The following is a 22,495-nucleotide window of genomic DNA, read 5'->3' on the forward strand; positions in this document are numbered from 1 at the left end:
GCCACCCCGGAACCCTAGGCGCTGTCGGGAGGCACCGTAGCACGCTCAGGAGAACCGGGCTGTGATCACCGCGACGATCGCGAGAGCGGCCATCACGAGCGCCATCGCGGAGTACCCGCCGACGGCGATCGCGATGACCGGGCCGAGCGCGGGGCCGAGTGCGGAGATCGCGGTGATCGGCGCGGCGAAGACGCCGTTGATGGTGCCGTAGTTCCGCACCCCCCACCGGTCGGCCACCGCGGAGCCCTGCACGAGGGTCTGCGCACCGCGGACGGCGCCGGTGATGACGCCGATGACGATGAGGAGCCAGGGCGGACCGGGCACGAGACCGATCAGGGCGAGCAGGAGTGCTGCGAGGCCCGAGGTGATCGCCAGCGGGATCCAGGGTGCGGTTCCGTGCGGAATGGCGACGTAGAGGAGCCGGCCGATGACCTGGCCGGCGCCGAGCAATCCCAGCGCCCAGGCGGCGAGCTCGTAGCTCATGCCCTTCTCCATGTAGAGGGGGATGATGGCGAGGGTGACGCTGAAGAGCGCGGCGGCGAGGGCGAGCATCGAGATCTCGAGCATCCAGAACCGGCGGGTGCGGATGACGGTCCCGACGTTGTGGACCGCCTCGCCGTCGTGCGCCGGCGGGAGCGGTGCCCAAGTGCGTTCGAGGAAGATCCAATGCAGCGGTAGGGTCAGGGCGAGCAGGACGACCGCGAGGATGAGGGACGTCGCACGCCAGTCCATCAGCGTGAGCAGACCCGCGACGACCGGCGCGAACACGGTCGACGCGAGCCCGCCCGCAAGGGTCAGGATCGTCATCGCACCCCGTCGGGCGTCGCCGTGGCGGCGGGCGATGACGGTGAACGCGGCTTGGTAGAGCACCGCGGATTGGGCGAGTCCGCAGACGACCCAGCCGAGCGTGAAGACGATGAGGTCGGGTGCGGCGCTCACGATGACCAGGCCGAGGGTTCCGACGATGGCGCCGACGCTCATGATCAGGCGCGGTCCGCGATCATCCAGCCAGCGGCCGACGACGATACCCGCCGCGGCCGAGACGATGAGCCCGCCCGAGAAGCAGAGCGTGATGGTCGCGACGCTCCAGCCGGTCTCGTCCGCGATCGCGGGAGCGGCGATGATCAGCGCGTAGTAGAGGATGCCCCAGCTGATGACCTGCCCGACCGAAAGCGCGGCCAAGCGCACGCCGAGTGGATACGTCGACACGACCGGCGGCAGGTCGTGCTCAGCGGGATGCGGTGACGTCGAGCAACTGCGAGAGCTGGCCCAGCGCGCCGGGCACGAGCTTGTAGTACGCCCAGGTTCCGCGCTTGCTGCGGGTCAGGAACCCGGCCTCCATGAGGATCTTCAGGTGATGCGACACCGTCGGCTGGCTGAGGCCTACAGGTTCGATGAGGTCGCACACGCACGCCTCAGTACCCTCGGATGCCGCGACGATCGACACGAGACGGAGTCTGGTCGGGTCTGCGAGTGCCTTCAGCTTCTTCGCGAGCCCGTCGGCGCGCTCTGCGTCCATGGCCTCGCTGGTCAGCGGCGTGCAGCAGACGGCGGCATCTGGCTGAATGACGGGCAGCAGCGTGGTGGACATGTCGACCACTCTATCCGAATATTGACAAACATCGATGAAGTAGGCACACTCAGTATCGAAGTTCATCGATGCCTAGGAGGCGCACCCATCATGACGATGATCGATCTCACCGTCCCGAGTCTGCAGCGACGCGGCCTGGACACCCTGCCGGTCGCGATCATCGGCGCCGGGCCGGTGGGCCTGGCGGCCGCCGCGAACCTCGTCGAGCGGGGCATCGACTTCGTGGTCTACGAAGCCGGCGATGAGATCGGCTCCAGCATCCGGCAGTGGGGGCACACCCGGCTGTTCTCGCCGTGGAAGCACGTCGTCGACCCCGCCTCGCGCCGCCTGCTCGAGGCGACGGGGTGGCAGCTCCCCGCACCGCAGAGCCTCCCCACCGGCACCGAACTCGTCGAGCGCTACCTCGAGCCGCTGGCCGCGCTCGACGAGATCGCGGGGCGTATCCGCACCGGCATCCGGGTCGAGGCCGTCACTCGCCAGGGCATGGACCGCACCCGCACGGCACGCCGCGCCTCCACCCCGTTCCTGCTCCGCGCCCGCACGCCCGACGGCGTCGAGGAGTACACCGCCCGCGCCGTGATCGACACCTCAGGCACCTACGCCCACCCCAACAGCCTCGGCTCCTCCGGCCTCGACCCGCTCGGCCTCGTCGACGTCGCCGACCGGGTCAGCCACCCCCTGCCCGACGTCCTCGGCCGCGAACGAGCCCGCTTCGCCGGCCGGCACACCACCGTCGTCGGCGCCGGACACTCCGCAGCCAACACGCTCCTGGCGCTGGCCGAGCTCGCCGAGCAGGAACCCGGAACCCGCATCACCTGGCTCATCCGCAACGCGAGCGCCGTCCGCGTCACCACCTCGGACGACGACGGGCTCGCGGCCCGCGCCTCGATCGGCCGCCGCGTCGACGCCCTGGTCGCCGCGGGCCGCATCACCGTGGTCGACCGGTTCGAGATCGTCCGCCTCGGCCGCCCCGACGACGGCGTGCGCCTGATCGGCGCCCGGCGCGGCGAGCTGGTCGAGCACGAGACCGACCTCGTCGTCAGCGCCACGGGCTTCCGTCCCGACCTCGACATGCTCCGCGAGATCCGCCTCGAGCTCGACGACATCGTCGAGGCCCCCAAGCGCCTCGCGCCGTTGATCGACCCGAACGTGCACACCTGCGGCACGGTCGAGCCGCACGGGTTCGCGGAGCTCGCCCACCCCGAGCCCGGGTTCTTCCTCGCGGGCATGAAGAGCTACGGCCGCGCACCGACGTTCCTCCTCGCGACCGGGTACGAGCAGGTCCGCTCGATCACGGCCTGGCTCGCCGGTGACCTCGCCGCGGCGAGCAACGTCGAGCTCGTCCTTCCGGAGACCGGGGTGTGCTCGACGAGCCTCGCGCCCGACGGATCGTCCTGCGGAACAGGCGACGACGCATCGGGCAGCGCCTCGAGCTGCTGCTCGTGACATCCATCCGGCCGATGGAGGCATCGGACTGGCCGGCCGTGCAGGCGATCTACGCCGCGGGCATCGGCACCGGCAACGCCACGTTCGAGGCCGAACCGCCGAGCTGGGACGCCTTCGACCAGTCCAGGGTGCCCGATGCCCGGCTGGTCGCCTGCGATGCGGGCGGCGACGTGATCGGGTGGGCAGCGGCATCCAGGGTCTCCGCGCGTGAGGTGTACCGCGGCGTGATCGAGCACTCGATCTACGTCGACCCCGCAGCGCAAGGAACCGGCGCCGGGCGGCAGCTGCTGTCCGCGTTCATCGAGACGACGAACGCGGCCGGCTACTGGATGATCCAGTCCTCGATCTTCCCCGAGAACGTCGCCAGCCTCACCCTCCACGAACGCGCCGGCTTCCGCACCGTCGGCCGGCGCGAACGCATCGCTCGCATGGGCTACGGCCCACACGCCGGCAAGTGGCGGGACACGATCCTGATCGAACTGCGTCGTCAGGACGAGGCTGAGGTGTCGCAGCTGAACTGAAGGTTCTCGCGTCGGCACCCGACCGTTAGATAGACTCTGGTCTATGGATGCTTCGGTGGACTCTGCTCGCGAGTTGCGTCTCGTTGCCGACCCGACGCGGGCGCACATCCTGCGCAGCATCCTCGAGGCCCCTGACGGGCGGGTGCTCGTGGGGCGTCTCGCTGAGGAACTCGGTTTGCGGCAACCGACGGTGAGTCACCACATGAAGGCGCTTCTCGATGAGGGGTTGGTGCAGCGACACCCCGATGGGCGCCGCACCTGGTATTCCCTGGCGGACGAGCACGCGGACCGGTTGGCTGAGATCCTTCGCGCCCAGGAGTCGTCCGTCCCGGTCGACCCGGTGCTGGAGCGCGTGGTGCGAGATCTCAGCGACCGGTACCGCGGGACCTTCAGCCCCGAGACGGTCGAGCGGTACGTGCGCGAGAGCTACGACCTCCTCGCCGACCGACCCGCGCCGGGCCGCCGCCTCGCCTCCCTCGCCTCCCAGTTCGCGGCGGATCGGCTCGACGCCCTCGCTCGCGAGGAGCCCGGCGCCGGTTCCGAGATTCCGGAGGTCCTGTTCGTCTGCGTCCAGAACGCCGGACGGTCGCAGATGGCCTCCGCCATCCTCCGACACCTCGCCGGAGACCGGGTGCACGTACGCACCGCCGGGTCCGACCCGGCGGGTGAGGTCCGCAGCTCGGTCCTGACGGCGCTGGATGAGATCGGCGTGCCGCTCGCCGGGGAGTACCCGAAACCACTGACCGACGAGGTGGTGCGGGCCGCGGATGTCGTGATCACGATGGGCTGCGGCGACGCCTGCCCGATCTACCCCGGCCGCCGCTACCTGGACTGGGACCTCCCCGACCCGGTCGGCAAGCCCATCACCGAAGTGCGGGAGATCCGCGATGACATCGAGCGCCGCATCCGCGAGCTGCTCGCCACCCTCTGATCGATCGACAGGACCGATGACCGACGAGTCACCCCAGCCCAGCCCTGCCCCGCTCGCCCGCCGCCTGGTCGCCGAGTTCCTCGGAACCGGGCTGCTCGTCGCGATCGTCGTCGGCTCCGGGATCGCCGCATCACAGCTCTCCCCGGAGGACATCGGCCTGCAGCTGCTGGAGAACAGCCTCGCCACCACGCTCGGCCTGGCTGTCCTGATCGCGGTCCTCGCCCCGGTATCCGGTGCCCACTTCAACCCCGTCGTGTCGCTCGCGGACTGGTGGCTCGGGCGACGCTCGGGACAGCCCGGCTTCGCTGTGCGCGATGTCACCCCGTATGCCGGCGCGCAGGTGCTCGGCGCGATCGCGGGCGCCCTGCTCGCGAACGCGATGTTCGATGTGTCCACGGCCATCGCGACCACGGAACGTGCGACGCCGTCGACGCTGCTCGCTGAAGTCGTCGCGACCGCCGGACTCGTCCTCGTGATCTTCGCGCTCGTGCGCAGCGGCAACACCCGCATCATCCCGGCAGCGGTCGGTGCGTACATCGGCGCGGCGTACTGGTTCACCAGCTCCACCTCGTTCGCCAATCCAGCCGTGACGATCGGGCGCGTCTTCTCGGACACCTTCGCCGGCATCTCGCCCACCTCGGTCCTCCCGTTCGTCGGCGCGCAGATCGTCGGCGCGGTCCTTGGCATCGTGCTGGTCGGCTTCCTCTTCCCCGTCCGAGCCGCAGCATCGGAGCGAAAGGAAAAGAAGGTTCCCGCGGGAGTGGCCAAATGATAGATCACGGTCTATCATTCAGATATGAGCACTGAGAAGCCCACCGTCCTGTTCGTCTGCGTCCACAATGCGGGCCGCTCCCAGATGGCCGCCGGCTACCTCCGCGAGCTCGGCGGGGACCGCGTCGAGGTCCGCTCGGCCGGCTCCGAGCCGAAGGACCAGATCAACCCGGTCGCCGTGGAAGCCATGTCCGAGGAGGGCATCGACATCACCGGCAACACCCCGAAGATCCTCACCGTCGACGCGGTGAAGGAATCCGACGTCGTCATCACCATGGGCTGCGGCGACGCCTGCCCGATCTTCCCCGGCAAGCGCTACGAGGACTGGGAGCTCGAGGACCCGGCCGGCCAGGGCATCGAGGCCGTACGCCCGATCCGTGACGAGATCCGCCGCCGCGTGGAAGAACTCATCAGCGAACTCCTGCCCGCGAACGCCACGGTCTGATCCGCCCGACGGACGGCCAGGATCATGACGCGCACCGAGCAGCCGCCGCTCCTCACACCCGACTCCGTGCTGCACCGGGCCAGTGAACGCCTCGCCGTCCGCTTCGACGGGATCTTCAGCGAAGAGACCGTCGAACGGGTGGTCTTCGAGTCGTACACCGCGCTCGCGCGCACCGCGACGGTCAACACCCACCTGCCCAGCCTCGCCACCCGCTTCGCGCAGGATCGGCTCATGGCGCTGGCGCAGTCCAAGGGCGCGATCGCGAAGCCGGTGCCCGAGGTCCTGTTCGTCTGCGTGCAGAACGCCGGCCGATCGCAGATGGCGGCTGCGTACCTCCGGGAACTCGGCGGCGACCGCATCCATGTCCGCTCGGCAGGATCCCAGCCCGCATCCGACCTCGGCACCTCCGTCGTCCAGGTCATGACCGAAGCCGGCATCGATCTCAGCCACGAATTTCCGAAGCCGCTCACCGATGACGTGGTCCGCGCCGCGGACGTCGTGATCACGATGGGCTGCGGCGACGCCTGCCCGGTCTACCCGGGCAAGCAGTACCTCGACTGGCACCTCGACGACCCTGACGTGCTCACCCTCGACGGGGTCCGCCGGGTCCGTGACCAGATCCGCTCCAACGTCGAACACCTGCTGCACAGCCTGGAGGCCGCACCCCATGAATGAGAACCCCATCGAGAACGTCGTCGTCATCGGCTCAGGCCCCTCCGGCTACACCGCAGCCGTGTACCTCGCCCGCGCAGGCCTGGAGCCGGTCGTGCTCGCGAGCTCCGTGGAAGCCGGCGGCGCCCTGGTCACCACGACCGAGGTCGAGAACTACCCGGGCTTCTCCACCGGCATCATGGGCCCCCAACTCATGGACCAGATGCGGATGCAGGCCGAACGCTTCGGCGCCCGCATCGTCTACGACGACGCGACCGAGGTCGAGCTGACCGGACCGGTCAAGACCATCCGCACCATCAACGGCGTCGAATACCGGGCCCACGCCGTCGTGCTCGCGATGGGCTCGGCGTACCGCAAGCTCGGCATCGAGGGCGAGGAACGGCTGACCGGTCGTGGTGTCTCCTGGTGCGCCACCTGCGACGGATTCTTCTTCAAGGGCAAGGACGTCGCCGTCGTCGGCGGCGGCGACTCGGCCCTCGAAGAGGCCATGTTCCTCACTCGGTTCGCCGACTCCGTCACCCTCGTGCATCGCCGCGACTCACTGCGCGGGTCCCGCATCATGCAGGAACGCGCCCTCGCCAACCCGAAGATCCGCCCCTACTGGAACGCGGAAGTCATCGCCGTCGAAGGCGAGGACGGCCTCGAGCGCCTCCGACTCCGCGACACCACCACCGGCGCCGACGCGGCACTCGACGCGACCGGGCTCTTCATCGCGATCGGCCACGACCCGCGCAGCGAGCTCGTCGCCGGCCAGATCGACCTCGACGACGACGGCTACGTAAGAGTCGCGCACCCGTCGACGCAGACGAACCTCGACGGCGTGTTCGCCTGCGGCGACCTCGTCGACAAGCGCTACCGACAAGCGATCACCGCAGCAGGAACCGGCTGCGCCGCCGCGCTCGACGCCGAGCACTACCTCGCGGCGCACGGACTCGCCTCCCCGGTCGAAGAACAAGCAGCCGTCATCCTCGAAACGTCATGAACGATGCACCGATTCATGCTCGCCGAATCTGACTCGCCCCTGTCAGACGACCGAAAGGACGCTCGTCTAGAATCGGGAGCATGGCTGCCGATCCGCTCCGGCTCCCCGCTGGGCGGGAAGAGCCGGCCGCGCTGGACCGGGAAGCTGCCGAATCCCTCGCGCGGACGCTTCGAGCGATCGCGGACCCGACGCGGCTGCAACTGCTCAGCCTCATTCGTCGGAGCGTCAACGCGGAATCGACCGTCGGCGAGCTTGCCGACCATCTCCGACTCACCCAGCCGACCGTCAGCCACCACCTGCGGATCATGGTCGACGACGGTCTGCTCGTCCGAGAGCAGCGAGGCCGCCACGCCTGGTTCTCCGTGGCATCCGACCGCGCGTCGGAGATCGACGACCTGCTCCGGTGAACGATGAGCGGGCCCGGCGCAACTGCGCCGTTGGATCCCGTATCAGCGCAGAGCCGCGCCGAGCAGATCGGAGTGCTCGCCGATCCGATTCGACTCAGGCTGATGAGCGTACTCGCGACTGATCCAGACCGGGCGTGGAGCCCGGCCGAATTGGGCGAGCAGCTCGAGATCGACGCACCGAGCGTGATCGAGCACCTGGAGCGCCTTGAGGCAGTGGGCCTACTCGTGCCGAGACCTGGCCCGAGGTCACCCCAGTTGATCCCGTCCGCCGAGGCGTGGGTTCGCTTCGGCCGCCTCCTCGCCGGGAAGCCGATCTACGCGCCCGTGGAGCCGGCCGATGAGCGGGCCAGCGGTGCGGTCGCGCTGCCCTCGCAGATCCAGCGCATTGCGGATCGGCTCGCGTACCGGTTCAGCGCGCATTTCTCACGGGAGACCGTCGAACGGTACGTCGCCGAGAGCTATCAGCTGCTCCTTCGGCGGGCGAAGACCACGCGTCATCTCCCCTCTTTGACGAGCCGGTTCGCCAGTGACCGCCTGGGCGCACTTGCGGCTGCACAGGGCTTCGATCTCACCGGCGTGCCCGAGGTCCTGTTCGTGTGCGTGCAGAACTCCGGCCGTTCCCAGATGGCGGCCGGCCTGCTCCGTAGTCTCGCCGGACCGCACGTGCACGTGCGGACGGCGGGGTCGCAACCGGCCGACACGATCGACCCGCTCGTCGTGCAGGCCCTGGACGAGATCGGTGTGCCGACCGTTGCCGAGTTCCCCAAGCCGTTGACGGACGAGGTCGTGCAGGCCGCCGATGTGGTGGTCACCATGGGCTGCGGAGACGCCTGCCCGGTATATCCGGGGCGACGCTACATGGACTGGAAGATCCGCGATCCGCTCGGTCATCCGCTCGAAGAGGTCCGCCGGATCCGCGATGAGATCAGATCGCACGTGGATGAGCTCATGGCGAGCCTGGGCCTGCCTGCAGATCAGACCTCGGCGATCCGGTAGCCGATACCGCGGAGCGTCTCGAGGATGCGCCCGGAGCCGACCGCGGTGGCTTCGAGCTTCTTGCGCACCCGGGTCACCAGGGCGCGGGTGGCCGGGACACTGCCGTCATCGTAGGTGGAGAGGGCCCGAGTGAGTTCTTCAACGCTGACGACCCGAGGCGTGGCGAGCATCAGGCATTGCACGAGCAGGAACTCACGTGGGGTCAGCGGTACCGTGCGCCCATCGATCGTGACCCTGAACGCCTGGGGTTCGAGCAACAGTGTTCCGATCGTGAGCGGCCGGGAATGCGAGTCGATGCGCACCCCGCATGATCGCACCGCCGAGATGAGCTGATCCGGACGGCACGGCAGCGCGAGGATCGACCGGGCGCCCCTCGCGATCGCCTGGTACGCGAGGTCGGCTGCACCGTCGTGGTTGGCCACGCCGACGATGACCGGTACCTCGCTCCACGCCGCCATCGCTTCGATGAAGCTCATGAAGTCCACGTTCACCATATCGGTGGGCGCGACGATCGCGGCAGGCTCCTCCTCCCGCACCGCCAGCAGCGCACCGATGGCATCGCTGTACCCGTGGATCTCCAAGCCGTGGGTCTCGACCGACTCGGCGGGATACCCGGGCGCCGATCTCGACTCGATGAACAACACTCGTGCCGGCCACTTCGGGGCGCCGACCGCGATTCGGGATGCGCCCTGATGCGCGTAGGCGAGCTCGCTCGGGACCGCCGCGACGCCCGACCGGACGCCCACCGTGCTCATCCGAAACGCCCGGAGATGTAGTCCTCGGTTCGCTGATCCGTCGGGTCCTCGAAGATCTGCGTCGTCGTGCCGTACTCGACGAGCACCCCGGTCCGCGCACCGCTGCCTTCCGAGACCTGCGCCGTGAAGAAGGCCGTGCGATCGGCGACTCGAGCCGCCTGCTGCATGTTGTGCGTGACGATCACGATCGTGTACTGCTTCCGCAGTTCCTGCATCAGATCCTCGATGCGCATCGTCGCGATCGGGTCGAGCGATGCGCACGGCTCGTCCATCAGGATGACGTCCGGTCGCACGGAGATCGCGCGCGCGATGCACAGTCGTTGCTGCTGACCGCCCGACAATCCGATCGCCGACTGCTTGAGCTTGTCCTTCACCTCGTCCCAGAGCGCGGCACGCGTGAGCGATTCCTCCACCAAGTCGTCCATCGATTCGACCTTCATGCCGGTGACCCGTGGGCCGTAGGCGATGTTGTCGTAGATCGACTTCGGGAACGGATTCGGCTTCTGGAACACCATCCCGATCCGCCGACGCACCTCGATTGGGTCGACACCCTTTCCGTAGATGTTCTCGCCGTGGAAGAGGATCTCGCCCTCCACGCGGGCGCCCTCGATGAGATCGTTCATGCGGTTGAGCGAGCGCAGCAACGTCGACTTACCGCAACCGGACGGACCGATGAGGGCGGTGATCTCATTGAGCCCGAATGCGAGGTTCACGTCGGTCACGGCGCGGAAGTCGCCGTAGTACACGTCGACGTTCTCGACCCGCATGATCGGGCGGGCGACGTGGTCGGCGACGCTTCCGTTGCGTGCGGCCTGCAGGTGCATAGGGGCGTCGTCATGGGCCGTTGCCATGGTTACCACCGTTTCTGGTATCGGTTGCGGATGAAGATGGCGAGCCCGTTCATGACCAGCAGCAAGCCGAGGAGGAGGAGGCTCGCCGCGGCGGCGAGCTCGTGGAAGCCTTCCTGCGGACGGCCGGTCCAGTTGAAGATCTGGATCGGGAGCGTCGTGAAGCCGCTGAGCAGCCCGTTGGGATCGAAGCTGACGAATACGAGTGCGCCCAGCAGGAGAAGGGGTGCTGCCTCTCCGAGCGCCCGGGAGAGCGCGAGGATGGACCCGGTCGCGATGCCCGGCACAGATGCCGGGAGCACCTGTCGCCACGTCGTCTGCCATTTGGTTGCACCGAGCGCGAGGGAACCGTCGCGGATCTCCGCCGGCACGGCCCGGATCGCTTCGCGGGTCGCGATGATGATCACCGGAAGGATGAGCAGGCTCAGGGCGAGGGCACCCCCGATGACGATGTTCTTGTCTCGCACGCCGACGAGCGTGAGGAAGGCCAGTGCCAGGAGTCCGTACACGATGGATGGCACTGCGGCGAGGTTCTGCACGTTCAACTCGATCACGCGGTTGAACCAATGCTTCCTGTCGGCGAACTCCTCGAGGTGCACCGCTGCGGCGACCCCCAGCGGGATGGTCAGCACCGCGGTCGTGCCGATGACCCACATCGATCCGAGGATCGCCGGGCGCGCGCCGGCTCGGTCGGGTGACGACGACGGGTACTCGGTGAACAGCGGAAGGCCGAAGCGACTCCCGCCCTCGAGCACGATGTTCACGATCAGGGTGATCAGGAAGATCACCGCCACAGCCAAGCTCAGCCAGAGCAGGATCAGGAAGACGAGCGGTGCTGCGCGGCGCTCGCCCGGAGCGCGACCGGTCTTGAGCGGCATCGTCGGCGCCCCGGCGAGGGAGTCCTGGAGGGATCTCATGATCAATAGGCCTGTCGGAATCGGCGGACGAGTCGGATGCTGATGAAGTTGACGATCAGGGTGATCGCGAACAACAGGAGGCCGACGGCGTAGAGGGTGTCGTATTCGAGCGAACCGACTCGGGAGTCACCGAGCGCCGCGTTGGCGATGAACCCGGTCATCGTCTGCCCCTGCTCGAGGGGTCCGGACACGATGCGCGCCTGGTTGCCCGCAGCGATCGCGACGATCATCGTCTCGCCGACCGCGCGCGAGATCCCCAGGACGATGGCCGCCATGATGCCTGAGAGGGCAGCAGGGAACACGACCCGGAGGCTGGTCTGCATGCGGTTCGCCCCGAGGGCGAACGATCCTTGCCGCAGGGCCATCGGCACGGCGGACATCGCGTCCTCTGAGATCGAGGCGACGGTCGGGATGATCATGATGCCCATCACGAGTCCGGCAGCGAGGACGCTGAATGCCCCGGTGTCGAGGCGCAGCCACTCGCGGAACACGGTCGCCTGGATGAACTGGAGCGCGAAGAGCCCGTAGACGACCGTCGGTACGCCGGCGAGGAGCTCGAGAATGGGCTTCAGCACCTTGCGCAGACCCGGGCGCGCGTACTCGGAGAGCAGGATGGCGGCGCCGAGCCCGAGTGGCACCGCGACGACGAGCGCGATCGCCGTGGTCCACAGCGTTGCCGTGACCAGTGGGATCACGCCGAAGGAGGCATCCGCGAATCTGGGCGCCCACCGGTCGCCGAACAGGAAATCGAAGACGGGTACCTCGCGGAAGAAGCCGATGGCCGGAACCAGCAGGGCGATCACGATGCCGATCGTCGTCAGCATCGCGACCGCCGCGGCGAGCCTGAGGGCGAGCTTGATGACGGCTTCGCCGGGACGGGCGCGCCCGGCGAACATGGACCGAGGCGGGTGGCCCGACGGAGTCGTCGAGCCACCCGTGCTGGCGGTCCTGGGCACCTCGGTAACCGAGGCTGTGGTGTTGGCCAGCATCGAGGTCCTCAGCCGAGCGTGGCGAGTTCGTCCTGTGCCGTGGCCTTCTGCTCCTCCGTCAGGCCGATGAAGAGCGCCGCCTCGGCGACCTCGGCCTCGGACTCGACGTAGAAGTCCACGAAGGCCTTGACCTGCGGCTTCTCGGCATACGACGCGTTGTTCACGTAGATGAAGAGCGGGCGTCCGAGCGGTGTATACGTGCCGTCCTGCACGGTCTCCGCGGACGGGGCGACGCAACCAGCACCGCCGTCGACCTCGACCGCCTTCATCGCGTCGGGGTTCTCCTCGACGTACGACAGACCGAGGAACCCGATCGCACCTTCGTCGCCCGAGACGCCCTGCACGGTGATGTTGTCATCCTCGGAGGGGCTGTAGTCGGTGCGGATCGCGCCCTCTTCGCCGTTGATCGCATCGGTGAAGTAGTCGAACGTACCGGAATCGGTTCCCGCACCGAACAGCGCGAGCGGAAGGTCGGGGAAGGAGGAGTCGACCTGGTTCCAACTCGTCACGGTGCCCTCGGCGTCGGGGCCCCAGATCGTGTTGAGCTGCTCGACGGTCAGGCACTGGGCGAAGTCGTTCTCGGGGTTCACGACGACCGAGAGCCCGTCATTGGCGATGACGATCTCGGTGTACTCGATCCCGGCGTCTTCGCAGAGTGCGATCTCCTCGTCCTTGATCGGGCGGGACGCGTTGGAGATGTCCGTCTCGTCGGCGCAGAACTTCGCGAAGCCGCCTCCGGTGCCGGAAGTGGCGACGGTGACATTGACGTCGGGCGCCTCGTCGCGGAAGAAGTCTGCGGCCGCTTCGGTGAGCGGGGCGACGGTCGACGAACCGTCGGCGACGACGGAGCCGCTGATGCCGCCACCCTCGGTGGAGCCTTCGCCGGCAGCCGGCTGGCCGCCGCACGCGGTGAGCAGGAGGGCGCCGACCGCGACGGTCGCGCTCAACCCCGCGAGTTTCAGAGAACGGTAAGACACGGTGATCCTTCCGGGAGAGGATTTCGCCTCGTGGATGAAATGTGATGGCCGGTATCCGGCTCAACACATAGAAGATCGTCTAAATGAACGCAGGGTGAACGACGGCTTACCGCGAGCCATCCGGATCCGGGCCGTTCACCGCGCGGGGCTTCAGTGCACGTCGCAAGCCCGGCGGAGGACTCGCACCGCCACGCCCCGACGTCGGCGGGGTGTGCGACGCTGGGCGGAGCATCCATCATCGTGGAAGGGAGCCGACCGTGTGCGGAAGGTTCGTCGTCTCGCAGAAGGTCACCGACCTGACCGATGTCTTCGACGCCGAAGACGACTTCCCCGACTGGCAGCCGAGCTTCAGCCTCGCGCCGACCGACGTCGTGCCGATCATCCGCGAGCGCGCCAAGTCCGACACGGGCGAGTTCGTGCGGCGCGTCGAGCCCGCGGTGTGGAACTTCCGGCCCTCGTTCATGAAGGAGTCGAAGCGCCCCCAGTTCAACAGCCGCATCGAGACCGTCGCGACGAACGGGCTGTGGAAGGGCGCGTTCGCGTCGGGCCGGTGCATCGTGCCGATGCGCGGCTACTACGAGTGGACCGGGGAGCCCGGGCACAAGCAGGCGCACTTCCTACACGGCCCCGACGACCTGCTCGCCGCCGCCGGCATCTCGACCGCGCGCAAGCTCGACAACGGCTCATGGGAGGTGTCGACCTCGATCATCACGCGCGAGGCCCGCGACGCGTCGGGCGAGGTCCACGATCGGATGCCCGTCTACCTGCCGCTCGGCGAGATCGAGCGGTACCTCGATCCGGCGAAGCTCGACCCGGGCGGCGCCCAGGCGATGGTCGACTTCCTGATCGAGGCATCCGACCGGGTCGCGCCGACCATCAACGAGTACGAGGTCGACCCGCGGGTCAACAACCACCGTCGCATCGATCCCGGCGACCCGACCCTGATCGAGCCGCTCGACGAGTGACCGCGCCGGCGCCCGGTCAGATCGCCGGTTGCGCCGCCGGCCGCGCCTCGGGCGCGACGCCGAGCCGGTACGACGGCAGGCCGCGCCGGCGAATGATCCATTCGGCGACGACGAGGTTCGGCAGCCAGGCGAGGAACGGCACGGCCGCGTAGGCGTTCTCGAAGGCGTCGCCGAAGTCGAACGACCCGAACGGCACCTGCGCCACGATCAGCAGCGGCAGCCAGATCCGCAGCATGACCGCGCTGTACGTCAGGGCGAAGTTGCGGATCATCCACGCACGGTGACTCGCGACGTCGCGGCGACGGATCGCGACGTACGCGCGCCAGCCGGTCACGAGCCACAGCACCGCGAGCGTGCCGAACCCGAACAGGCCGGCGAGTCCGGCGTCGCCGACCGGCGCGATGACCAGGCCGCCGAGCCCGCCGATCGCGATCGCGACGAGGTACACGCGTCCGGTCCAGCGATGGACCTTCGGATGCCTCGCCCGCAGCCCGCGCCAGAACTGGAACGGACCCGCGACGAGCGCGATGCCGCCCCCGACGATGTGGGCGTAGAAGGCGAGCTGGATCGCGAGCGGCTGGGTGGCATAGGTCGCGGCGATCGCGGAGCCGGACTCCGCACCGGCGGCGAGCGACTGCGTCAGGTAGGGCGACAGCGCGAAGGCGGCGATGCCGAGGGAGGTCAGCAGCACGAGCGTCCAGCCCGTGCGGCCGGCCGCGGTGGGGCAGGTCGATCCGTCCCCCCGCGGGGACGGCCTCGGTGCCGCCGGGCCGGCGACGGCGTCGGTTTCGATACGGGTGTCTGAGGTCATGCGGGGAAGGTATCGACGCCCCTCCGACTGCCGCACTCGGGCTGACCCCCGTGAGCCCGCGGGGGTCAGCGGCGCTGGTGGCGCCGATGCGGGCGCAGCGCATGGCGAGCGCGCGGCGAGCGCACGGCGAGCGCATGGCGAGCGCGCGACGAGCGCGTGGCGCGCGGCCGTCAGTGCGAGGTATCCGTCTCGACCGGCGGCAGGGCCCGGGCGCGTGCGACGACGTGGTCACGCAGCTGCTCGAGGGCGGGCACCGCGCCGGCGATCGCCTCGAGCTCGGACGGCGCGAGCTCGGCGAGCGCGGACGCGAGGATCTCGGTGCTCGCGGCATCGAACTGCGCGAGCAGCGCGAGGGCGTGGTCGGTGGACCGCACCTCGATGTGCCGTCGATTGCGGTCGGAGACCCTGCGGCTGACGAGTCCCTGCTCCTCCATGAGCCGCAACAGGTTGCTGATGGTCGGGCGGCTGAGCCGCAGCACGTCGGCGAGTTCGCCGGGCGTGCGCATCACGCCGGCCGGCAGCAGCCGCAGGACCTCGATCTGCGCGTCGGGAAGCTCGGGGAGCCGCCGGCTCGCGCGCGCGATCTGCAGCAGGCCGCGCCGGAGCGGCGGGACGACACCGCTGAGTCGGGCTGCACCGGCCGAATCGAGCTTCCGGGTCACTCCCGAAGTCTCGCCGGGTTCCGGATGCCCCGTCAAGCGCCCCATCGGGGGGCCGCGGGGGCCACGGGGGTCACGCGACCGCCCGGCTCACTCGCGAACGGCGGACACGGCCCGGCGCGCGAACCCGACGGCGTGCTCGAACAGCGCCTCACGGTCGACATCGCCCTCGAACCGGTGCCGGGCTCCGTCGACGAGCACGAGCTCGACCTCGCCGCCCGCGGCGGCGAGCGCGTCGGCGAACTCGACGGCCTGCGCGTGCGGCACCGCGTCGTCGCTCGTGCCGTTGACGACGAGGAACGGCGGCGGCACGGCGACACCGCCGTAGGCATCGCCGGTGGGCGCACCCGCACGCGCGGCGGCCCCAGCGGTGAGGACGAGCGCCGGCGACGCGCCCGCCGCGAGGTCGGGCCGCTCCCCCGCGGTCGCTCCGAGCCACCGGGCCTCGGCGCAGTCGGGGTCGTTCGTGCGTCCGAGCAGGCGGGCGTGCTCGATCAGGTTGGTCGGGCCGTACCAGTGCACGACCCCGCGCACCGAGGCATCCGCTCGCAGGGCGACGAGCGAGGCGATCGTCGCTCCCGCCGACTCGCCCCAGGCGACGACGCGCGCACCGTCGATGCCGAAGGCGTCGGCGCGCACGCGCAGCCACGCGAGCGCCGCCGCGACGTCGTCGACCTGCGCCGGGAAGACGGCTTCGCCGCTCAGCCGGTAGTCGACGGATGCCACGGCGAAGCCGGCCGCGGCGATGCGCGCGAAGGCGTCGCGCACGTCCGGCCCGAACTCACGGCGGCTGCCCGAGCGCCATCCGCCGCCGTGCACGAAGAGCACGAGCGGCGCCGGGTCGCCGCGGTGCGCGCCGGTCGCCGCCGTGGGCGGCAGGTGCAGGTCGAGTGCGAGCGGTCGGAACCCGGTCGGCTCGGCGTACACGAGATCGCGGAGCACCCGGACGCCTCCGGCGACGGCCGACGTGGCCGGCTCGCCGCGCGCGCCCGCCGCACCGCGCGCACCCGGCACCACCGCCGGCACCGACACCGGACCGAGCACCGCGTCGACCATCCGGGCGGCCGTGCCCGGATCGACGGGCGCACCGCTCAGGGCCCGCAGCGTGAGGGAGCCGACGAACGCCTCGACGATCTCGGGCAACGGGGCATCCGCCCGCACCTGCCCGGCCGCGATGCCCGTCTCGAGCCGCGAGATGAGCACCGATGCCGACCCGATCTTCTCCTGCAACCGCAGTCCGACCTCGACGTTCGAGGTCGCGGCAGCGACGAGCGAGCGCATGAGGCTCGCGTTCGAGGGGTCGGCGATGAAGTCGAACACGACCTCGAGCCAGGCGGTGAAATCCGCGTGCACATCGCCGGTGTCGGCGGGCGTGAAGTGGTCGGGCAGCAGCAGGTCCTCGATGAGGCACTCGGCGACGAGCGCACCCTTCGAAGGCCACCACCGGTAGATGGTCTGCTTGCCCACGCCGGCTGCCGCCGCGATGCCCTCCATGCTGAGCTGGTCGTAGCCGCGTTCGGCGAACTGGGCCGCGGTGGCCCGCAGGATCGCGAGTCGCGCGGTCTCACTCCGCGCGGCACCGCGCCGTCCGTCCGCCATCCTCACATCCTACGTTCAGTCAGCGAGACGGACCGTTGCGTATTCTTGTCTGGGCTCTCGAGAGGAAACACGAACGCATGGCTGAACTGCTCTATCGACTCGGGAAGTTCGCCGCACGGCGCGGATGGGTCGTCGTCACCGCGTGGCTCGCGGTGCTCGCCATCGCGGTCGGCGGATTCCTCGTGGGCTTCAAGGGACTCGCGACCAGCTTCGACGTGCCCGGCACCGCCTCCGGCGAGGTCGTCGCCGAGCTGGAGGAGGCGCTGCCCGACTACGCCGGCGCGGCCGGCACGGTCGTCTTCGAGACCACCGACGGCGAGGCGTTCACCGACGAGCAGCGCGCCGAGATCAGCGCGCTCGTCGACAGCGCCGCCGACCTGCCGGATGTCGCGGACGTCATCGACCCGTTCGACGCCGAGCAGGAGCGCGCCGACCGCGAACAGGAGCTCGCCGACGGGCAGGCCCGACTCGACGCCGGTGAGGCCGAGCTCGACGCCGGGCAGCAGCAGCTCGACGCGGCGAAGGCCCAGCTCGACGCAGGGCAGGCGCAGCTCGACGCCGGACAGGCCCAGCTCGACGCGGCCCGCCAGCAGGCGGTCGACGCCGGAGCGCCCGACGAGCAGCTCGCCGCACTCGACGCGCAGCAGGCCGAGCTCGACGCCCAGCAGGCGCAGCTCGACGCGGGCGCGCAGCAGCTCGCCGACCAGCAGGCGCAGCTTGACGATGGCCGCGCCGAGCTCGAGACGAACGCCGTGCAGCTCGAGCAGGGCGCCGAGCTCCTCGCCCTCTCGAGCGACATCCGCATCGTCTCCGAAGACGGATCGACCGCGCTCGTGAACGTCGCGTTCACCGAACCGCGCATGGAGCTGCCCGAGTCCTCCAAGCAGGCCGTGATCGAGCACTTCGAGTCCGAGCCGATCGAGGGCGTCGAGGTGTCGTTCTCGACCGAGATCGCGCAGGGCGTGCCCCAGCTCGTGGGCGTCGGCGAGATCGTCGGCGTCGTGTTCGCCGCGATCGTGCTGATCGTCATGCTCGGCTCGCTCATCGCGGCGTCGCTGCCGATCGTCACCGCCATCTTCGGCGTCGCGATCGCGGCGCTCGGCACGCTCTCGTTCTCGGGCGTCGTGCAGATGGCCTCCGTCACGCCGATCCTCGGCCTGATGCTCGGGCTCGCGGTCGGGATCGACTACTCCCTCTTCATCATCAACCGGCACCGCAAGCAGTTGCTCGAGGGCGCCGAGGTGCGGGAGTCGGTCGGCCTCGCGAACGGCACCGCGGGCAACGCCGTGGTCTTCGCCGGCACGACCGTCGTCGTGGCCCTCTTCGCGCTCAACGTAACGGGCGTGCCGTTCCTCGGCCTCATGGGCACCGCGGGCGCGGTCGCCGTCATCATCGCGGTGCTCATCGCGGTGAGCCTCACGCCCGCGATCCTCGGCCTGCTCGGTCCGCGCATCCTCGGCAAGCGGGCGCGCGCCCGCATCGGCGAGGTGCACCACGAAGACCTGAAGGCCAAGCCGATGGCGACCTGGCGCGCGATCGTCACCGTCGTCGTGTCGGCCGCCGCGCTCCTCACCATCGCGATCCCCGCACTCGACATGCGGGTCGGCCTGCCCGACGGCTCGTCCGAGCCGGTCGAGTCGGCGTCGTACCGCGCGTTCGAGACGACCGAGCAGGCATTCGGCGCCGGCGTGAACGGGCCGCTCCTCGTCACCGCCGACCTGCCCGGCGGCCTCACCGACGCCGAGCAGCTGCAGGCCCAGCTCGACGTGGCGAACGTGCTCGCCGAGCAGGACAACGTCGTGGCGGTCGCCCCGATCGCGATCGCCGACGACGGCTCCGTCGCCGCGTTCCAGGTCGTTCCCGCGGAGGGCCCGAACAGCGAGTCGACCGAGCAGCTCGTGCACGACCTGCGCGACCTGCCGCCCGTCGACGGCGACATCGCGCTCGGCGTCGCCGGCCAGGCGGCGATCAACATCGACATCTCGGCGAACCTCGCCGCGGTGCTGCCGCTCTACCTGACCGTGGTCGTCGGCCTGTCGCTGCTGATCATGATCCTGGTGTTCCGGTCGATCCTCGTGCCGCTGATCGCGACCGGCGGATTCATCCTGTCGCTGTTCGCGACCTTCGGCGCGGTCACCGCGCTGTTCCAGTGGGGCTGGGGGGCCGACGCGCTCGGCATCCACACCGGGCCGATCCTGAGCTTCCTGCCGGTCATCCTCACCGGCATCCTGTTCGGGCTCGCCATGGACTACCAGCTGTTCCTCGCGACGGGCATGCGTGAGGCGTACGTGCACGGCGCGTCGGCGCGACTCGCGGTCGCCCGAGGATTCCGAGCCGGCCGGTCGGTCGTGATCGCCGCCGGGCTCATCATGATCTCGGTGTTCGGCGGGTTCGTCTTCGCCGAGTCGACGATGATCCGCTCGATCGGGTTCGGCCTCGCGTTCGGCGTGCTCGTCGACGCATTCGTCGTGCGGATGCTGCTGATGCCCGCGTTGATGCACCTGCTCGGCAGGTCCGCATGGTGGATCCCGAAGTGGCTCGACCGCATCATGCCCGACGTCGACGTGGAGGGCGCGGCGCTCGAGCGTCGCCACCACGCCTGACCCGCACCGTTCAACCGACGGATGCCCCGCCCGCGAGTCGCTCGCGGACGGGGCATCCGTCATTCACGGCACCGGGTCAGTGGCTGCCGGTGCTCGCCTTCAGCTTCTCGAGGACCTGGTCGATCGTGAAGCTCGCCGACTCCTGGCGCTGCGGGAACTCGACGAGCGTCTGCAGCATCTTCGCCACGTAGGCCTGGGCCGGGACGAAGAGGAAGATCCGGTCGATCATCCAGTCGTAGTAGGTGTTCGACGTGATGTCGGCCCGCTCGTACGGATCCGTGCGCAGGTTGAACAGCTTCGGCGCTCGGAGCTCGACGTAGGGCTCGAGCCAGATGTCGAGCGTGCCGACGGCTCGCTGCTCGAGGAACACGATCTTCCAGTTGTCGAAGCGCAGCGCGGTCAGGTCGCCGTCGTCCGACACGTAGAAGAAGTGCCGGCGTGGACTCGACTCGGCCTGGCCGGTGAGGTAGTCGAGCTGGTTGTGCCCGTCGAGGTGCACCTTGTACTCGGTGCCGTTCAGCTCGGTTCCCGCCTTCAGCCGGTCGGCGATGTCGGCGTCGCCGGCGGCGGCGAGCAGCGTCACGAACCAGTCGTTGTGGCTCACGATGCCGTTGAGCGTCGTGCCCGCCGGGATGCGCCCCGGCCAGCGGACCATCGCCGGCACCCGGTAGGCGCCCTCCCAGTTCGAGTTCTTCTCGTTGCGGAAGGGCGTCATGCCCGCATCGGGCCAGCTGTTCATGTGCGGGCCGTTGTCGGTCGAGTACATGACGATCGTGTTCTCGGCGAGGCCCAGTTCGTCGAGGAGGTCGAGGAGGCTGCCGACGAGGTCGTCGTGGTCGAGCATCGTGTCGTGGTAGTTGGACTGCCAGCGGCCGGCGCGGCCCTTGCTCTCCTCTTTCGTGTGTGTGCGGAAGTGCATGTGCGTCGAGTTGAACCACACGAAGAAGGGTTCGTCCTCGTCGGCCTTCGCGCGGATGAACTCGGCCGCCGCGTCGCGGAACTCCTCGTCGCAGGTCTCCATGCGCTTCTTGGTGAGCGGGCCGGTGTCCTCGATGCGCTGGGTGCCGTCGGCGTTCGCCCAGGAGTGGATGACGCCGCGCGGCCGGAACCGATCGCTGAAGCCCGGGAACTCCTCGTCGGTCGGGTAGTCGGGGTGCTCGGGCTCCTCCTCGGCGTTGAGGTGGTAAAGGTTGCCGAAGAACTCGTCGAACCCGTGCGCCGTCGGCAGGTGCTCGTCGCGGTCGCCGAGGTGGTTCTTGCCGAACTGGCCGGTCGCGTACCCCTGCGCTTTGAGCGCGGTCGCGATGGTCGGGTCCTCGGCCTTCAGCCCGAGCGCGGCGCCGGGCATGCCGACCTTCGTGAGCCCCGTGCGGTACGGGTTCTGCCCGGTGATGAACGCGGCGCGCCCGGCCGTGCAGCTCTGCTCGCCGTAGTAGTCGGTGAACTTCACGCCCTCGTCGGCGATGCGGTCGATGTTCGGCGTGCGATACCCCATGAGCCCGTCGGAGTACGCGCTCAGGTTGGAGATGCCGATGTCATCGCCCCAGATGATCAGGATGTTCGGCTTGTCGGCCATGGATTCCTCCCCCGGAATCGAAACGTCGTCACCCGAAGCCTACGGGTCGGGGCATCCGTCGTCACCGGTCCGATGCCTCGCGGTCAGGCGTCGCGTGCGCAGCGGAAGCCGATGTGGCTCATGCCCGTGTCCTCCGCCTGCGGCGAGCGCGCCGCAGGCCGGAACCGCAGGCAGTAGTCGGGCGAGCACAGGTGGGAGCCGCCCTTCAGCACCCGGCGCGGGATCTCGGGGAACTCCTGCTGCGCGCTCGCTGCCGCGAGCAGGTTCTCGCGCTTGCCGGCGTCGACCGGTCGGTCGGTCAGCCGAAGGTGCCGCGGCGTGTAGTAGTCGGTCGTCCACTCCCACGCGTTGCCGGTCATGTCGAACAGGCCATACCCGTTGGGCGGGTACGAGCCGACGGGAGCCGCATCACCCACGCCCTGGTTGTCGTACGGGAACCGCCCGAGCCACGAGTTCGCCATGACGGCGCCGTCGGGGTAGGCGTCGTCGCCCCACGCGAACCGCTTGCCGTCGAGCCCACCTCGCGCCGCGTACTCGTGCTCGGCCTCGGTGGGCAGACGGGCATCCGCCCACTCGGCGTAGGCCGTCGCGTCCTCGTACGCGACATGCACGACCGGATGCGACATCCGTTCGTCGATCGAGGAGCCGGGACCGAACGGCCGCCGCCAGTACGCGCCCGGTTGCCAGCGCCACCAGTTGCGCCAGTTGCGCAGGTCGACGGGGCCGGGGGTCGGCGTGAACACCATCGCGCCGGGCACGAGATCGGCGGGATCGGCGCCGGGGAACGCCGCCGGGTCGAGCTCTCGTTCGGCAACCGTGACGTACCCGGTCTCGTCGACGAACGCCGCGTACTGCGCGTTCGTGACCTGATAGCGGTCGATCAGGAACGGAGCGACCTCGCGCTCGTGCACCGGCCGCTCGTCGGGATAGAACTCGTCGGATCCCATGCGGAACACGCCGCCGTCGAGGCGGACCATGTCGCGTTCGGGTGCGGTCATGGATCCACCGTAGCCGTGACGCGGGCCGGCGGGTCC

23 protein-coding genes are annotated in these 22,495 nt (G+C 69.5%); 11 read left to right on the forward strand and 12 right to left on the reverse strand.

Annotated features, from left to right (window positions below; translation table 11 throughout):
* Positions 1–45: 45 nt before the first annotated feature.
* Both GE115_RS03275 and GE115_RS03280 read right to left on the reverse strand, forming a co-directional pair.
* Positions 46–1,188: an MFS transporter gene (locus GE115_RS03275; protein ID WP_312854859.1), complete on the reverse strand. Its 1,143-nt coding sequence runs from the start codon at positions 1,186–1,188 to the stop codon at positions 46–48.
* A 40-nt stretch (positions 1,189–1,228) separates the two neighbouring features.
* Positions 1,229–1,591 carry an ArsR/SmtB family transcription factor gene (locus tag GE115_RS03280; RefSeq protein WP_153683402.1) on the reverse strand — a complete coding sequence of 121 codons (363 nt, stop codon included), beginning with the start codon at positions 1,589–1,591 and terminating at the stop codon, positions 1,229–1,231.
* A gap of 90 nt (positions 1,592–1,681) precedes the next feature.
* Between GE115_RS03280 and GE115_RS03285 the strand changes: the two genes are divergently transcribed.
* The 9 genes from GE115_RS03285 to GE115_RS03325 all read left to right on the forward strand — a co-directional run bounded on the left by GE115_RS03285 (position 1,682) and on the right by GE115_RS03325 (position 8,762).
* Positions 1,682–3,037 carry an FAD-dependent oxidoreductase gene (locus GE115_RS03285; protein WP_153683403.1) on the forward strand — a complete coding sequence of 452 codons (1,356 nt, stop codon included), beginning with the start codon at positions 1,682–1,684 and terminating at the stop codon, positions 3,035–3,037.
* Positions 3,038–3,051: 14 nt separating this feature from the next.
* A complete protein-coding gene (locus GE115_RS03290; RefSeq protein WP_172979732.1) occupies positions 3,052–3,558 on the forward strand; it encodes a GNAT family N-acetyltransferase in 507 nt (168 codons plus the stop codon).
* Positions 3,559–3,601: 43 nt separating this feature from the next.
* Complete coding sequence (locus GE115_RS03295; RefSeq protein ID WP_153683404.1) at positions 3,602–4,489, forward strand: metalloregulator ArsR/SmtB family transcription factor; 888 nt, start codon at positions 3,602–3,604, stop codon at positions 4,487–4,489.
* A 16-nt stretch (positions 4,490–4,505) separates the two neighbouring features.
* Positions 4,506–5,261: an MIP/aquaporin family protein gene (locus tag GE115_RS03300; protein ID WP_216648739.1), complete on the forward strand. Its 756-nt coding sequence runs from the start codon at positions 4,506–4,508 to the stop codon at positions 5,259–5,261.
* A gap of 24 nt (positions 5,262–5,285) precedes the next feature.
* Positions 5,286–5,705 (forward strand): arsenate reductase ArsC, encoded by a 420-nt coding sequence (locus GE115_RS03305; protein WP_153683406.1) that lies wholly within the window; start codon positions 5,286–5,288, stop codon positions 5,703–5,705.
* 24 nt (positions 5,706–5,729) lie between these two features.
* Positions 5,730–6,380: an arsenate reductase ArsC gene (locus tag GE115_RS03310; RefSeq protein ID WP_153683407.1), complete on the forward strand. Its 651-nt coding sequence runs from the start codon at positions 5,730–5,732 to the stop codon at positions 6,378–6,380.
* On the forward strand, positions 6,373–7,359 hold the full coding sequence (gene trxB / locus GE115_RS03315) for a thioredoxin-disulfide reductase (RefSeq protein ID WP_153683408.1): 987 nt from the start codon (positions 6,373–6,375) through the stop codon (positions 7,357–7,359). Before GE115_RS03310 ends, trxB begins: the two co-directional genes overlap by 8 nt.
* Before the next feature lie 80 nt (positions 7,360–7,439).
* Positions 7,440–7,766 carry an ArsR/SmtB family transcription factor gene (locus GE115_RS03320; RefSeq protein ID WP_153683409.1) on the forward strand — a complete coding sequence of 109 codons (327 nt, stop codon included), beginning with the start codon at positions 7,440–7,442 and terminating at the stop codon, positions 7,764–7,766.
* 3 nt (positions 7,767–7,769) lie between these two features.
* Entirely contained in the window at positions 7,770–8,762 is a 993-nt protein-coding gene (locus GE115_RS03325; protein ID WP_153683410.1) for an arsenate reductase/protein-tyrosine-phosphatase family protein, read from the forward strand.
* Here the strand turns inward: GE115_RS03325 and GE115_RS03330 are convergent.
* The 5 genes from GE115_RS03330 to GE115_RS03350 form a co-directional block, all read right to left on the reverse strand.
* Positions 8,741–9,343, reverse strand: coding sequence for a winged helix-turn-helix transcriptional regulator (locus tag GE115_RS03330; protein WP_172979672.1), 603 nt, complete (start codon positions 9,341–9,343; stop codon positions 8,741–8,743). The two genes, GE115_RS03325 and GE115_RS03330, sit on opposite strands and share 22 nt — an antisense overlap.
* Positions 9,344–9,513: 170 nt before the next feature.
* Positions 9,514–10,284: a phosphate ABC transporter ATP-binding protein PstB gene (pstB, locus tag GE115_RS03335; protein WP_216648766.1), complete on the reverse strand. Its 771-nt coding sequence runs from the start codon at positions 10,282–10,284 to the stop codon at positions 9,514–9,516.
* A gap of 86 nt (positions 10,285–10,370) precedes the next feature.
* The gene (gene pstA / locus GE115_RS03340; RefSeq protein WP_153683413.1) at positions 10,371–11,282 is read right to left on the reverse strand and encodes a phosphate ABC transporter permease PstA; all 912 of its coding nucleotides are present in this window, start codon (positions 11,280–11,282) and stop codon (positions 10,371–10,373) included.
* A 2-nt stretch (positions 11,283–11,284) separates the two neighbouring features.
* A complete protein-coding gene (gene pstC / locus GE115_RS03345) occupies positions 11,285–12,178 on the reverse strand; it encodes a phosphate ABC transporter permease subunit PstC (RefSeq protein WP_153683414.1) in 894 nt (297 codons plus the stop codon).
* A 101-nt stretch (positions 12,179–12,279) separates the two neighbouring features.
* Positions 12,280–13,248, reverse strand: coding sequence for a PstS family phosphate ABC transporter substrate-binding protein (locus GE115_RS03350; RefSeq protein ID WP_312854860.1), 969 nt, complete (start codon positions 13,246–13,248; stop codon positions 12,280–12,282).
* A 257-nt stretch (positions 13,249–13,505) separates the two neighbouring features.
* Between GE115_RS03350 and GE115_RS03355 the strand changes: the two genes are divergently transcribed.
* Positions 13,506–14,213 carry an SOS response-associated peptidase gene (locus GE115_RS03355; protein WP_216648741.1) on the forward strand — a complete coding sequence of 236 codons (708 nt, stop codon included), beginning with the start codon at positions 13,506–13,508 and terminating at the stop codon, positions 14,211–14,213.
* Positions 14,214–14,229: 16 nt separating this feature from the next.
* Here the strand turns inward: GE115_RS03355 and GE115_RS03360 are convergent, their stop codons facing one another.
* The 3 genes from GE115_RS03360 to GE115_RS18480 form a co-directional block, all read right to left on the reverse strand.
* On the reverse strand, positions 14,230–15,024 hold the full coding sequence (locus tag GE115_RS03360; protein WP_153683415.1) for a DUF2306 domain-containing protein: 795 nt from the start codon (positions 15,022–15,024) through the stop codon (positions 14,230–14,232).
* A gap of 170 nt (positions 15,025–15,194) precedes the next feature.
* Positions 15,195–15,686, reverse strand: coding sequence for a MarR family winged helix-turn-helix transcriptional regulator (locus GE115_RS19065; protein ID WP_172979674.1), 492 nt, complete (start codon positions 15,684–15,686; stop codon positions 15,195–15,197).
* Between the two features lie 87 nt (positions 15,687–15,773).
* Complete coding sequence (locus GE115_RS18480) at positions 15,774–17,282, reverse strand: alpha/beta hydrolase fold domain-containing protein (RefSeq protein ID WP_216648742.1); 1,509 nt, start codon at positions 17,280–17,282, stop codon at positions 15,774–15,776.
* Positions 17,283–17,359: 77 nt separating this feature from the next.
* Between GE115_RS18480 and GE115_RS03380 the strand changes: the two genes are divergently transcribed.
* On the forward strand, positions 17,360–19,885 hold the full coding sequence (locus tag GE115_RS03380) for an MMPL family transporter (RefSeq protein WP_153683417.1): 2,526 nt from the start codon (positions 17,360–17,362) through the stop codon (positions 19,883–19,885).
* Positions 19,886–19,961: 76 nt separating this feature from the next.
* On the opposite strand, the gene GE115_RS03385 is transcribed toward GE115_RS03380, so the two are convergent.
* Positions 19,962–21,461, reverse strand: coding sequence for an arylsulfatase (locus GE115_RS03385; RefSeq protein ID WP_153683418.1), 1,500 nt, complete (start codon positions 21,459–21,461; stop codon positions 19,962–19,964).
* An 83-nt stretch (positions 21,462–21,544) separates the two neighbouring features.
* The gene (locus GE115_RS03390) at positions 21,545–22,438 is read right to left on the reverse strand and encodes a formylglycine-generating enzyme family protein (RefSeq protein ID WP_153683874.1); all 894 of its coding nucleotides are present in this window, start codon (positions 22,436–22,438) and stop codon (positions 21,545–21,547) included.
* Positions 22,439–22,495: the final 57 nt, after the last annotated feature.

It is taken from the genome of Agromyces agglutinans (genome assembly GCF_009647605.1).
Classification (GTDB): domain Bacteria; phylum Actinomycetota; class Actinomycetes; order Actinomycetales; family Microbacteriaceae; genus Agromyces; species Agromyces agglutinans.

Bases quoted from the DNA above. Each gene is read 5' to 3' on its own strand.
- pstC (WP_153683414.1), bottom strand. From the start codon at position 12,178: ATGTTCGCCGGGCGCGCCCGTCCCGGCGAAGCCGTCATCAAGCTCGCC.
- GE115_RS03300 (WP_216648739.1), top strand. From the start codon at position 4,506: ATGACCGACGAGTCACCCCAGCCCAGCCCTGCCCCGCTCGCCCGCCGC.
- trxB (WP_153683408.1), top strand. From the start codon at position 6,373: ATGAATGAGAACCCCATCGAGAACGTCGTCGTCATCGGCTCAGGCCCC.
- GE115_RS18480 (WP_216648742.1), bottom strand. From the start codon at position 17,282: ATGGCGGACGGACGGCGCGGTGCCGCGCGGAGTGAGACCGCGCGACTC.
- GE115_RS03390 (WP_153683874.1), bottom strand. From the start codon at position 22,438: ATGGTCCGCCTCGACGGCGGCGTGTTCCGCATGGGATCCGACGAGTTC.
- GE115_RS03385 (WP_153683418.1), bottom strand. From the start codon at position 21,461: ATGGCCGACAAGCCGAACATCCTGATCATCTGGGGCGATGACATCGGC.
- pstA (WP_153683413.1), bottom strand. From the start codon at position 11,282: ATGAGATCCCTCCAGGACTCCCTCGCCGGGGCGCCGACGATGCCGCTC.
- GE115_RS03285 (WP_153683403.1), top strand. From the start codon at position 1,682: ATGACGATGATCGATCTCACCGTCCCGAGTCTGCAGCGACGCGGCCTG.
- GE115_RS03305 (WP_153683406.1), top strand. From the start codon at position 5,286: ATGAGCACTGAGAAGCCCACCGTCCTGTTCGTCTGCGTCCACAATGCG.
- pstB (WP_216648766.1), bottom strand. From the start codon at position 10,284: ATGCGGGTCGAGAACGTCGACGTGTACTACGGCGACTTCCGCGCCGTG.
- GE115_RS03295 (WP_153683404.1), top strand. From the start codon at position 3,602: ATGGATGCTTCGGTGGACTCTGCTCGCGAGTTGCGTCTCGTTGCCGAC.
- GE115_RS03325 (WP_153683410.1), top strand. From the start codon at position 7,770: ATGAGCGGGCCCGGCGCAACTGCGCCGTTGGATCCCGTATCAGCGCAG.
- GE115_RS03280 (WP_153683402.1), bottom strand. From the start codon at position 1,591: ATGTCCACCACGCTGCTGCCCGTCATTCAGCCAGATGCCGCCGTCTGC.
- GE115_RS03290 (WP_172979732.1), top strand. From the start codon at position 3,052: ATGGAGGCATCGGACTGGCCGGCCGTGCAGGCGATCTACGCCGCGGGC.
- GE115_RS03380 (WP_153683417.1), top strand. From the start codon at position 17,360: ATGGCTGAACTGCTCTATCGACTCGGGAAGTTCGCCGCACGGCGCGGA.
- GE115_RS03310 (WP_153683407.1), top strand. From the start codon at position 5,730: ATGACGCGCACCGAGCAGCCGCCGCTCCTCACACCCGACTCCGTGCTG.
- GE115_RS03360 (WP_153683415.1), bottom strand. From the start codon at position 15,024: ATGACCTCAGACACCCGTATCGAAACCGACGCCGTCGCCGGCCCGGCG.
- GE115_RS03320 (WP_153683409.1), top strand. From the start codon at position 7,440: ATGGCTGCCGATCCGCTCCGGCTCCCCGCTGGGCGGGAAGAGCCGGCC.